The organism is Tateyamaria sp. GN1-10, from assembly GCF_055693845.1.
Genome location: NZ_JBVFUR010000004.1, coordinates 1,320,775 through 1,333,154 on the forward strand (window position 1 = coordinate 1,320,775; position 12,380 = coordinate 1,333,154).

Consider the following 12,380-nt stretch of genomic DNA (forward strand, 5'->3'; position numbering starts at 1 on the left):
TTATGTGAAGCGTGCTCCAGATTAGCCCCATCACACGAAGCGATGGAGACACATAATGAAACGCGCTCTTAATGCCCCTCTCTTTGCTACCGTACTCGCGGCGGCGTTGCCTGCATTTGCCAACGCGGAGCCCTTGGCCGGTACGCCTGTCACATTGGACACGCTCGTTGCGCAGGCTGAAATGATCCGCATCGCCGACGCTTTGGATGCAGCCGTCGATGCCAAGGATTGGGCGCTGGCACGCTCGTTCTTTACCGAGACGATTGACGTGGATTTCACGTCACTGGTCGGGGGCGAGCCCGCCACGATCCCAGCAGATGCCTTGATCACAGGCTGGTCCGGCAACCTCACCGACGAAAAGGCGTCTTTCCATCTGCGTGGCAATCACCGCGTCACCTTTGAAGCCGATGGGACGACCACGATGCTGTCCCACGGATATGCCTGGAACCGGATGGAGCGGGGCGCACTGCCCGAGAATGGCGGCGGCGCGCTTTGGGAGGTCTGGGGCACTTATGTGCATGGATTTGTCGAAACAGAAGCGGGCTGGAAGGTCGATGCCATGACGTTCACCGCCACGGCACAGCGCGGCAACACCTTCGTTCGCGACACGCCCGGCAGCTGAGCCAGCAACTAGTTCTGATCCAAACATCTGAACCCGAGGAAACCCGCAATGACCAAACCTATCAACCCAACCCGCCGTTCCATTCTGGCCGCAGGGGCCGCCGCGTTCGCTTTGGGCGGTCTGGCCTCCACGCGCACCGCCGCACAGACGACCGCGACGGCCACTGCGTCGCAAGGCCGCCGTATGCTCGGACTACTCGAAGTATCGGCCATCGGGCTTGGCGTGCAGAACCACAGCCGCACCTTCCATACAACCATCCCGAACCGAGCAGAGATGAACAAGATCATCCGCCGCGCAGTTGATGACGGCGTGACATTCATCGACACCGCCGAAGTCTATGGTCCACATGAATCGGAGCGGATCCTTGGTGAAGCGTCCGGCAGCATTCGTGACCAGATTCAGATCGCGACCAAGTTCGGCTTTAATGTCGACATTGAAACAGGACAATGGGCGCCCGGTCTGATCAGCGATCCGTCCCACATCAAAGAGGCGGTCGAGGGATCTTTGCGCCGTCTGCGCACGGACCGGATCGACCTCCTCTATCAGCACCGCGTCGACCCGACCGTACCGATTGAGGACGTGGCAGGCGCAGTGCGCGACCTCATGGATGAGGGTAAGGTTTTGCACTGGGGCCTGTCAGAGATGGGGCCGAACACGCTGCGACGCGCCCACGCCGAACTGCCGGTGGCCGCGGTGCAGAACGAATACTCGATGCTATGGCGCGGGCCGGAAAACGGTTTGCTGGCCCTGTGCAAAGAATTGGGCATCGGCTTTGTCCCATTTAGTCCGCTTGGCTATGGGTTCCTGACCGGGGCGATTGACATGGGCACCAGCTTTGCCCCTGGTGATTTCAGAGCCAATACCACCCGCATGGACGCCGAGAACCGCGAGGTGAACCTCGCGCTGGTTGATCTTGTGAAGACTTGGGGTGCGCGCAAACATGCGGCGCCTGGTCAGATCGGCTTGGCCTGGCTGATGGCCCAGGGACCGTCGATCGTACCCATCCCAGGCACAACCCAAATGCCACATTTGCTGGAGAACATCGGGGCGGCCGACGTCACCTTCACACCCACTGAACTGGCGGAGCTTAACAGCCAGGTGTCCGCAATCAAAGTTCAGGGTGCGCGGATGCCACCTATGGTCGCGGAGTGGTCAAACGTGGAGGCTCCGGCACGAAGCTGAGTGTCGAAGACGACTTGATTCAGACGGATGTCATAGCTTCTGAGCGGTGACATCCGGTTTTTGTCTGCGCAGTCCCCGCCGCTTGCAGGCTAATACAAATGAACACTTTCAATGGAGTTTCAAGTTGCACCAATTGATCGCAATCCTAGCCGCCTCTAAGACAGCAGTTGGTTTGCAAGGGTAGCTATTGGTGCGGATGTAGCAAAAACAGCTTTGTCCGCGTTCTTTTGGTTCGAACGACGTCCGAGCTCGCAAGCGCAGTTAAATGGCGTTTTATTCCGAGCCTGCAGTCGTTAGTTGCCCCAAAATCTCGCACAAGGCACGAACGTCTGGTTTTGGGAACCGGTGTTGCGAGTGCGAGCTGAACCAAATGGCTGGTAATGGGATGTACTGGCTGCTTCACCCAGCCGGTTAGGCTTGGCCTATTTCACCTGCAAATAGGAGAAGTAGCATGGCGGAGAACGATTTTGATGAGTTGATGTCGATTGGCATCGATATCGGCAAAGACACATTCCATATCGTGGCATTCGACCCTGATGGGCAGTTGGTGATGCGCAAATAGATCAAACGGCTGGCGCTGGTTCAGACGTTTGAGAAGCTGCCCCGGTGCGTGGTCGGCATGGAGGCTTGTCTGAGCGCTCATTTTGTGAGCCGGACTCTCCGCAAGATGGGCTTCGAGCCTCGGATCATACCCGCAATCTATGTGAAGCCATTCATCAAAGGACAGAAGAATGATTACAACGACGCGGAGGCGATAGCTGAAGCGGCATTGCGACCCAATCTGCCGGTTGTCCCGGAGAAGAGCCAGGAACAGCTCGACTTGCAGGCACTGCATCGCGTTCGGTCACGGCTGGTGTTGCGCCGGACGGCCACGATCAACCAGATCCGCGCCTTCCTAATCGAACAGGGGATCACGGTGCGCAAAGGTTTGCGAGCTCTGAAGAACTCATTCGAGACGATCCTGGAAGAGCGTAAGGACGAGATATCACCTCGCATGCGGACGATCTTGATTGGTCTCTATGGCGATTGGCTCTGGCTTGATGGTCGGATCGAAACCGTCTCGAAGGAGATCGAACAGATCAGTCGCACCGAAGAGAACTGCATCAACGTCATGACGATCCCTGGCACCGGCCCAATGATCTCGACCGCGATGGTAGCAGCAATTGGAACGGGCGAGGCCTTTGGTCGAGGACGCGATTTTGCGGCCTGGGTTGGCCTCGTACCGCGACAATACAGTACAGGCGGTCGCACAGTGCTTGGCCGGATACCAAAGCGTGGCAGCCGATACCTGCGAATGCTCTTCGTTCAGGCCGCCAAGGTTATCTTGATGCGAACCAACCGTTGGCCGGACTTTAGCTTTGGAGATTGGCTGACGCGAGCCGCAGAACGGATGAACCGCAACAAGCTTGCTGTCGCCTTGGCCAATAAGCTGGCACGAATGGCGTGGAGCATCTTGAGATATAAAACGGCGTTTGACGCGCCCAGAGACGAGATCGCCATCGGCGTGTAAGTCGGATCGACCCAGAGGAGTTCGCGACTGAAAGAAAGCATGGAGCGGAACAATTACGCCCCCAGAGGCTGACGGCCCATTCGGTCAATTTGGACCTTGCCGCTAATGAGACCACGGCGCGTGCGTAACCCCAACACGGCCACGACCCGCGTGTCGATCAGTAGGCTGGATACATATGAGCCACTTCCGAGAACATGCGAGAAATCATTTGCCAACAGCAGCCGGTACATACATTGGGGCCGATAACTACGACATGTTTTCACAGGCATAGGGCACAGCACACGTCCGGTTTTCTCGGCAGCGTTGCTAATAAGCGGTGCCGCATGAAACAAATGGGGCACCGCTTCTGAGAACTCACATCGGCTTATCTCAACCTCAAACCGCTTGTTTGATGGCGCGGGACATCGCCTGGGCGAGATCTTGCGGTGCATTTGTCGCGATCACGATGGAACGTTTGAACTTTGGAAGGGGCGGAAAACTATCCTTCTTGGTCAGAATTTTCATGCCAGGCTCAACGTTGTTTTCATACAGGATGCCGACGGCGAAGCCGGCCCGAATAGCTGCTTTCTGGCTCATAATGCCGCTGCACTCAAACGCCACGCTGTAATCGCGGCCTGGTGCATGGATTGCGGGCTTTGCAGCTTGGGGCTGTTTGGCGTCGATCATCATATTCGCAATTTTGCGATAAGTCTTAGATTCAAGACTTCCAGACCCTGGTTTTCCGTAACATTTGCTGGAACGGCGGTGTTGCGATCTGTCATGATCTTAACTGTGGGATTGCATGCTATCAGACGGGCTTGGAACGGTTTTGAAGCACTGCGGGTGGCGCACAGCGGACCGTTCAAGCCCGCGACGGCCAACCGCTCCGCCCCGCGTTGCAATCTTCTGGTTTACTGAAATTCTGTACGATGCCCAGTCCGAGGAAGCCACATCACACGCGTCAGGTTGCGACCAATGACCGGTATGACGGCCGCAGCGCAGTTGGGGAGGTAGTCGTTGGATGTTTCCTTTGACCGTTACACTATTGATTTGATCTACGTTTTGTACCGCTGCTAACAATGGTAGAAACTTTGCTTAATGAAGCCCATGCGTTTATCAGCGGCTTCAGCAAGATTTTCATGTGTGATCAGTTGGTAACCTGAATACCGTGACTGTACAAATCGCAGCAGCGAAACAACATGCGCAAATTACCGGGCCTGCAACGGAAACTCCCGTTCCGGCGAGGGATACGACCGCAATAATTCCGCCCAACCGTGCAAGGGTTATATCCAAACTGGCAGAAATCGCACTCAAGCCCTTGGGCGCGTGTCGTAAGATTAGCTGCGTTGAAGGGGCGTTGCTGCAAGCCAAACCGGCTCCGACGAGGATCGTTGAGCCCATAAGTAGAAAAATGTTCTCACTATAAGATAGCAACAGACCAGTTGCGATCAGAAGAGGAGCTGCAAGCATGATTGTTTGGACGTGATCTTGATCGACTTTGTTCCGCAAGAGGGCGCTTAAAGCTGAGAAAGTCAGCCACAACGTCGAAAGCATGAAACCAATTATTGTCGTCTCGGCACCCGTTTCTGAAAGCCATAGCGGAAGTCGGAACAAAAAATAGGTAATCGCTCCATAAGTGAAGAAAACGTAGGCGAGCGTCAACCACAGGTGTCTGGCACGAAAAATCGCAAAGTACTCTGGTGTTTCAGTTTGCAGCTCTTCCGGTTCATCTGCAGTGGGCGCCGACACATGGAAAAGCAATGCGAGGGCTGCAATGGCCGCTATAAAACCGAACGCGAGATTCCAGTTTCCTACACCGAGTATGCCGCTATAGACCAGCGGTGCGAAAGCAGCTACGTAACCGGCAAGGCTTCCCCATAGTATGAGTATTCGACCGGGTTTTTCAGGCGCGTTCCGTGTGAGCAAGACCGGGACCAGAGGTGAAAACACGCCGGCACCAAATCCCTGAAATATACGTCCAACGATCAGCATCTCGGCATTGATTGATGCGGCGAGTAAAATGGAGCCGGTGAGAAAAGCGAATACGCCACACCCGAAAACCCTAGTCGTCTTAAATGCGTCGCCGAACAGTCCGCCGACTAGAACGCCTACTGCGACTGCAACGCTGTAGGAATTGAATACCCATGCCAATTCGCCAAGTGACAAGCCAAACTGGGAACGCATTGATGGCAGCAATAGAGGCACCAATGTCAGTTCCATCACGAAAGCGACGTGAGCCGCGACGGGGCCGTATATTGCTGCTTGGGCCATGGCGCTCGCAGCATAGGGTGCGCCATGATTTGGTCCGCTGGCTCTCATGGTCGAATGATGGGGGTCAGGCATTCGCTACCGAACTCAGATCCGCCATTTGAATGGCGGGTTTCGGTTCGGCTGGCTTGGTTATAAGACTATCCGGGCGTTGCAGACTTTTGGTCGCTTGAGCGAAAGAACTGGCCAAGTCCTTGGCGCTCATCCAGATCAGGTAGTCTTCGTCTGTTACCTGTTGGTCCGGGCCAATCCAACGCCCCGCTTCGCAGTGCATGTAGCCGTAGCGAAGATGCGCCCCCTTGGCAGCCAAAGGTTTCGGGACAAACGCAAACACAAACGAGGGATCCCAAGCGATTACGGTTAACTCAAGCAGGAGACGCGAGAGGAGCGCCGTCGCGCCTTGGCTGCGTGGACCGGCAAGCCCCTTGGCACGCAGCCAAAAGTCCCCTTGGTAGCCGACCTTGCCTGTAATCGTATTGAGTGCCTCAGGTCCCGAAAAAAGGTCTGATCAGGGTCAGGCGTTGAGTCAGGGGTGATGTATTTTTGGCGGTGGAGTTCCAAATGTGTCGCCAATGATACTCCGGACAAGTCAAGAATTCGCACAGCTTGGGTATGGACCAATTCGCCATCCGGGTCGAAACCGCATATCCAAAAGCCATTGTTGTGATCAACATAAGAGCTCGCAACGTCGAACATCGGATAGATCGGTCCGCGATCAATCTGCCGGTTGCGAAGGGCGCGGTACTCTTGAAAATCGTCACAGATTTTGACTCGAATCCCCATCTCTTCAAGATCGCGCAGAACCCTAGAAAAACGTGTGATAACTTCAAATAGACGACTTGGTCGGAGGCCCATGTTGATGGCTTTCTGTTACAACTTTAAACAAATACGTAGTAGTGGTTGGATCTACGTAGTAGTGGCTAGATCACTTATTGGTTAATGAAGTGTTACCGCAGCCTTGCTGCCCGTTGCTGACGTTAATCGATTTTCCGTGCGCTCCCCGTGGATTGGATTTCTGCTGATCGGCTGTAACGGAAGATCAAGGGTTTCAATCGGCGTGATCAATGATGTTTCGGCCAGTTGAGTATAAACTGCAAAGCCCTGAGCGCAGGGAGATCCGCAAGGAAGTATGAATTCTACTCGAGCTCGGTCGAAACAGGTCTCAGGTTTCCACCCTATACCCCGTAGCCGCTAGTGTACGCAGGTTGAAAGCCTTTCAAATCAGACAAATCTTGGGCGAATGTGTTGAATTGGACAGGATTTCCGAGGCGCTGTGCTCCAGCTAAGTCATTCAAAGAAAAGATTTTTTGTGATCTCTTCCACAGAAATTCATGCGACGATTCTCCGCAATGTGCATTCAATTCCTTCAGAGCCGCCAAACTACGGCACCTTCAGGGCAAGTGCTGAACATGTGCCCCATTTTGGCCAAAACACACCAGAATACTGCCTCTAAAATGAGGTCTGTTATGAGTATCCACCAGGTTTTAAACGCGCTTGATGACGTTTCTTTACTGCCATTTGGCGCGGTGAACGTCCGCAAAGGCGCAGCCGTAGAAGGTCCAGGCGGGCGATGGGTTCCATGCGCATCAGCGGTTGCTGAAGGAGTTTATCTTCCCTGTGTCTATGAGGTCGGACCAGGCCGCAGGCAGGTATGTGGGGCCAGTGTTACCTTCCCGTCGGAAGATGAGGCTTTTTCTCGTGCAATGGAGCTTGCCGTGACGGCTTCAGCATAGGCGCGATCTTTACCGCATTTGATAATCGTCAAACTGACGCTGTTGCAGACGATCATGGGCGTTGTCGATATGGCTAGGGAACAGATGACCGCCGAAAAAACTGTCTGCGTTTCAGTAATCGCAAAGCCGGTTAACCGGTGATGTACCGCGCCCGATCCGGTTCAATTGACATCGCGTCCGGCCAGAACAGACCGCCATTTTCAAACAGTCGGTTGCGAAGGTCTTCCAAGCTCATGGGCTTACCGAAATGAAAACCCTGCAGGTAGTCGCAGCCCATGTCGCTGACGATACGCGCATGCTCTTCGGTTTCGACACCTTCTGCGACAATACGCATCCCAAGGCTCTTACCAATGCCGACAATCGAGGCGACCAGCGGGCGCGTGCTTGCTTCTTCCACCACCGGCTGAATGAATTGACGATCGATCTTCAGTATGGACGGTCGGATTTCCAGCAACCCCCGAACGGAGGCGTGCCCGGTGCCAAAATCATCAAGCGCGATGGTTACGCCCAATTCGTCCAGCTCATCTATCGTCCATCGAACAACTTCGCCTATGCGATCAAGATAGACTGACTCAAGGATTTCGATGGTCAATCGTTCGGGGGCGATACCGGAACTACGAATGTCATGAATAAATGTTGGATCGGCCAACCGAGCGGCAGATACATTTACTGCGAACCGCGGAAGGTGGACGCCGGCTTTGTCCAAACGCGATAACGCGTCTTTCAAGCACGCAAACATGATTTCATCGATTCTCTTCAAAATACCAATGTTTCGCGCTGTATCCAAAAAGGCTCCGGGTGCCAGAACGCCTCTGGTCGGATGAGCCCATCGTACCAATGTCTCGGCGGAGGCGATCATTCCGGTTTCTGCATCAATAAGGGGCTGGAAGTATGGGATGAACTCTTGCCGTTCACAGGCCAGCAACAAGTCCGACGCCAGTTGCTTGGTGGCGATTGACTTGGCGTGCATCTTTTCGGTGAAAAAGGACCATCGTCCCTTGCCGTGTTCCTTTGAGTGATACAAAGCTTCATCGGCATCAGCGACGATCCTGTCGGGATCATGCATGTTTGTTTTGGCGATCGCGACCCCGATACTGGCGCCACATGCCGTCGATTTCCCTTCACACAGGAAGGGGGTTTGCATCCGCGACACAATTTCGTCGGCGAGACTGCTGATTTCCAAGGCGCTGTGTCCGAGCGGGCGCAGAATTGCGAATTCGTCACCCCCCAACCGCGCGACCAAATCGTACTCGTCCGTGAGCTCGCGTAGCATATCTGCGACAGAAACAAGCAACCTGTCGCCGGCATCATGTCCGAGTGTGTCATTCACGAACTTGAAGCGATCCAGGTCGATATAAAGGACAGCAAACTCTTTCCCATGCTGCTTCAACTCTTCGATCCAAGTCTTCACCTCAACTTCAAAATGCCTGCGATTTGAAAGCCCGGTGAGCGCGTCTTCATTAGCGTCCTTGGCCACAGATTTGGCCAGTTCGTGTAGGCGCGTGTTCTCTTTCTCCAAGCGATGTACTTTATCGAGCGTCTTGGCGTAGCTTCCCACCTCAACAGGGCCAGCCAGCGGCTGAGCTTCTTTAGAGAGACCAGAGGGTCGTTTCCCCAAATCAATGATAGAGCATAGCCACCAATGATCGCCCGTTGCGGGGTCGGACAAGTGGGTCCAACTCATTCGCTGCCAATACGTTTCACCATTCTTGCGATTATTCGTTGCTTCAGTCGAAAAGTTTTCCCATCCCATCAGTTTTTCAATGATGTGGAGGTGTACGCCCTGCTCAAGGTCAGCGCCGATCAAGATCGTGCCGCGTTGCCCTAACGCTTCAGCGGCGCGATACCCTGTGATCTTGGAAAATGCCTTGTTGCACCACCGCAATATCATGACGGCTCCGTCATCGGCGTCGGCTGATGCAAGAGCGAGACCTTCGTTACACTTGTCATCGACTTGATTGAAGATCTCAGGCGGTATCATGTTTTTCCTGCTTGCAAACGCAGTTTTCATAGTCGTTTTGCTGACAGAAACCGTTAATACGGCAATACAAAATATCTTTTTTTGTCGAAAAATTATTGCATTAAGTCGCGGGGCCTCAAGCTCAATGCGTGCACCACAACCCAAGACCTGAGGTCTTTTTGGCACAGCGCTTTGCAGCAACAATATGCATAAAATAACGGCTGCTTTTGCGCTCCGCTTCGCAACCGGCGAACTGATGGTCTAACCCCCTGAATATCGACTATGGGGCCGTCTTCTACGTGAGGAGATAGAAGATTTGTTCGCAACATCGGCCGAACCAGCACGGGAAAAACAAGGCTTTTTGTGTGGCTATGATGCACCCCGAGATTGCTCTTGAACGCCGCGGCGATTGAGCCGGGCAGATCACTGCCTAAGAACGAAACCCGCTTCCGTCAGATCAAATGCTTCCAGATCAATGCCGGAGATCACAGCTCCCTGCCGAACCGCTACCTATACCTGCTCCAGATAGGTTGGATCCGACATGGCAGAAGCTAGCGTAACACTGACCAAGGTGGGCTGCAGATAGTGTGCTTTGGCCATCTCCTGTTGAGTCGATTGTCTGATGAGAGAAACACGGGCAGTGTGGCGATGGCTTCTTTGACCTGATCTCGTGCCACACCCAGTGTAGCAACTGGTGGTGGGTCCTTGCGCCCCTCACTGGCAAGCCATGTGGTCACCAGCCACATGGCATAAGCATCAGCAACGTTGTTCATACCGAAATCAAGCTCTTTGAACGGGTCTTCCGCAACCGTGAGCAGATCGTTTTGCGCGAGAGCATGTTGCAACTGATCTGCGGCAACTGAGTCTGTGCGTCAGGTCTTCTCGACAAAATTCACATAGTTGCGCTGGCGCTGGTCTCGCGACGTTTCAAACTGCCTTGTCGCTTTCTGTGCAGCGCTTAGTTCGAGCGCCTCAGGGACTTCGACGCTTCGTGTTGATTTCTGAGTAATCTTCTTCATTACCGCACCATGAACATCGGCATCCACGAACCTGCCGCGAGACGTTGCGAGCTAACCGCTGAAACTGTTGGTCTATGCCATCGGATAGGATGTCGAAGCTTCCAAAGATAAGCCCTTTCGATCTAGGCGCTTTCAGCATTTTACAGGCAACGGAGCGAACCTTTTCGTCGGGAATTCGTACCTACCAATGCGCAACGTCCGTGCAGGGTGTTTGTTGCACAGGAGGTTGCCCGATGAACAATCGATGGAAGACTGTTGCTACGGGGTCCTTAGCAGCACTCACCATTTTGGCGGCTCCTGTTCTCTGGCAGATTGCCGACGTCCCGCGTGAGACGGATTCGGAAATAGGTTTGCTTGCAGCGCTGCAAGCAGAGACACGGGCCCTTCGGCAAGAGCTTGAAGCATTGCGCGCACGTGTGGATGGGCTCGACTCGCGGACTTCCATCGGGATTACCGCGTTGCAGCGGCCCGCATTGACGGCCACCCCCGATTTGCCACTGGAACGTTCAGAACCCGTAGCTGACAGGCCGCGCGACAACTATGCGCAGGTGGTTCTGATCGCGGATCGGAGGTCAGTCAACGACGGGTTGTCGCTCGCGACACCAAGTTTCCTGCGCCAAACTTTTGGTTTGCCGCACAACGATCTGAACGACGACTGCCAAAGGTTGACGAACCCACGCCTCCGCGACTTGATCGCGAACGAGCCCGTGGGGCCGATACGTGTCCAGTTGCTAGCACCGGCCGTGGCTTCGCTGCGCAAGGTCTTTGCAGAGGTTGAGGCGCTAGAGCCCGAGCTTTATAAGCGCATCGCGTCGTCCGGGTCGTTGTGCGTGCGACTGATCCGCGGGTCGGCGGCGTCGGCGTCAGCCCATGCTTACGGTTTGGCGGTGGACCTTAACATCGATGGGCAGCTGGACAATTTTGCCGACGGGCGTACCCAACTCGGCCTGATCCTGTTGGCGGATTTTTTCAAGAAGGAAGGTTGGATCTGGGGGGCTGGTTTTTCCCGCGAAGACTCAATGCATTTCGAAGTGAGCCGCCAAAAGATCGAGGAGTGGCAGCGTCAGGGGCTTTTGTGATTGGCCCTTTGCTGCAAATGAACGGACCGACCTCGCAAAAGGTCGGCCCATTACGTGTTCCACTCAGACGGCGATCCGGACTTTATCCAACTCTTTGATCACGTCTGCGGTCTTGGGGAAGGCCACAGCGTGGCGCGGGTTCTTGCCCTTCATCTCTTTGTCTATCTTGGCCTTGATCGCGAGATCCACAAAGGACTTGGCCAGACCGGCCTTTCCAAGCATCAGGTTGACCTTGGCATCGGCCAGATGTTGACCCGCTGTCGGGGGGTACTTCAGCTTGGATGCCAGCGAAGAGCCGTCGACTTGGGTGCCGACGTGATTCTCGTAGCTGTGCGATTTTTTCCAGTTCGGAATGGCCTGATTGGTCACATAGTTTTCAGCGTATGCCTGCGCCTTATTAAACGCATCCATAATGCCCGGGCTTCGTGATCCGGCGTAGTGCGCATCATCGCGTGACAGTTGCTCGCCGCGCTCCTGTGCCGTTTCCAACTCTGCTTGAACCGCTTGAATGTACGCCCTTTGCGCATTCTTGCGGTAGGTATCAAGACCGGGTAGCTTTACCTTCGGTTTCTTGGACATGTACAGGTCGTAGATGGCTTCGGGCTTTGGTTTGGCCGTTATGAAATCCAGAAAGTTTTCCATCTTTTGCTGCTTCAAATAGCCCGCGAAGAAGATCATCTTCGACTTGTCTTTCATAAGCTTGGTGAGTTTTGGGTTCGGCATTCGTGCGCTCCTTAGATGAACCGTGCAACGGTCCGTTAGTCCGGCGCACAGCGGAAAAGGTTCAGTTCTGACCGGTGATCCATGGTGCCAGTGGCCCATAAGGTGCTGGAACGGCAGTTTTATGCCGCCGCGACCTTGGTTACGCATTGCGGTCTGAGCGCCCGAAGAAAAGAGCGTTTTATCCATGCAAGGATGCAATTTCCACGCTTTTTCCAACGGTTCATCCATCGTTGTACTCAACGGTTCCACCCTAGCGTGAACCGGCGACAGCACTGGGCGTGATCCAGGGCGCGCAAAAATCTTCT

9 protein-coding genes and 1 pseudogene are annotated in these 12,380 nt (G+C 54.4%); 4 read left to right on the forward strand and 6 right to left on the reverse strand.

Annotated features, from left to right (window positions below; all coding sequences use genetic code 11):
* The first annotated feature begins 55 nt into the window (after positions 1-55).
* The 3 genes and pseudogenes from ACZ1HN_RS08330 to ACZ1HN_RS08340 all read left to right on the forward strand — a co-directional run bounded on the left by ACZ1HN_RS08330 (position 56) and on the right by ACZ1HN_RS08340 (position 3,314).
* Positions 56-622, forward strand: coding sequence for a nuclear transport factor 2 family protein (locus ACZ1HN_RS08330; RefSeq protein WP_472727146.1), 567 nt, complete (start codon positions 56-58; stop codon positions 620-622).
* A 48-nt stretch (positions 623-670) separates the two neighbouring features.
* On the forward strand, positions 671-1,804 hold the full coding sequence (locus ACZ1HN_RS08335) for an aldo/keto reductase (RefSeq protein WP_472727147.1): 1,134 nt from the start codon (positions 671-673) through the stop codon (positions 1,802-1,804).
* A gap of 451 nt (positions 1,805-2,255) precedes the next feature.
* Positions 2,256-3,314 (forward strand): annotated as a pseudogene (locus tag ACZ1HN_RS08340) (IS110 family RNA-guided transposase).
* A 375-nt stretch (positions 3,315-3,689) separates the two neighbouring features.
* On the opposite strand, the gene ACZ1HN_RS08345 reads toward ACZ1HN_RS08340, so the two are convergent.
* From ACZ1HN_RS08345 to ACZ1HN_RS08365, 5 genes are all read right to left on the reverse strand, one after another.
* Positions 3,690-3,983, reverse strand: a complete 294-nt coding sequence (locus tag ACZ1HN_RS08345; protein WP_472727148.1) for a type 2 periplasmic-binding domain-containing protein — start codon at positions 3,981-3,983, stop codon at positions 3,690-3,692.
* A gap of 447 nt (positions 3,984-4,430) precedes the next feature.
* Positions 4,431-5,636, reverse strand: a complete 1,206-nt coding sequence (locus ACZ1HN_RS08350) for an MFS transporter (protein ID WP_472727149.1) — start codon at positions 5,634-5,636, stop codon at positions 4,431-4,433.
* A complete protein-coding gene (locus tag ACZ1HN_RS08355) occupies positions 5,629-5,895 on the reverse strand; it encodes a hypothetical protein (RefSeq protein ID WP_472727150.1) in 267 nt (88 codons plus the stop codon). The genes ACZ1HN_RS08350 and ACZ1HN_RS08355 overlap by 8 nt, the downstream gene beginning before the upstream one ends.
* A 1,529-nt stretch (positions 5,896-7,424) precedes the next feature.
* The gene (locus ACZ1HN_RS08360) at positions 7,425-9,305 is read right to left on the reverse strand and encodes a sensor domain-containing protein (RefSeq protein ID WP_472727151.1); all 1,881 of its coding nucleotides are present in this window, start codon (positions 9,303-9,305) and stop codon (positions 7,425-7,427) included.
* 821 nt (positions 9,306-10,126) lie between these two features.
* Entirely contained in the window at positions 10,127-10,273 is a 147-nt protein-coding gene (locus ACZ1HN_RS08365; RefSeq protein ID WP_472727152.1) for a hypothetical protein, read from the reverse strand.
* A gap of 233 nt (positions 10,274-10,506) precedes the next feature.
* Here ACZ1HN_RS08365 and ACZ1HN_RS08370 point away from each other — a divergent pair, with 233 nt between their 5' ends.
* Positions 10,507-11,352, forward strand: a complete 846-nt coding sequence (locus ACZ1HN_RS08370; RefSeq protein WP_472727153.1) for a M15 family metallopeptidase — start codon at positions 10,507-10,509, stop codon at positions 11,350-11,352.
* Between the two features lie 63 nt (positions 11,353-11,415).
* On the opposite strand, the gene ACZ1HN_RS08375 is transcribed toward ACZ1HN_RS08370, so the two are convergent.
* A complete protein-coding gene (locus ACZ1HN_RS08375; protein WP_472727154.1) occupies positions 11,416-12,303 on the reverse strand; it encodes a hypothetical protein in 888 nt (295 codons plus the stop codon).
* Between the last annotated feature and the right edge of the window lie 77 nt (positions 12,304-12,380).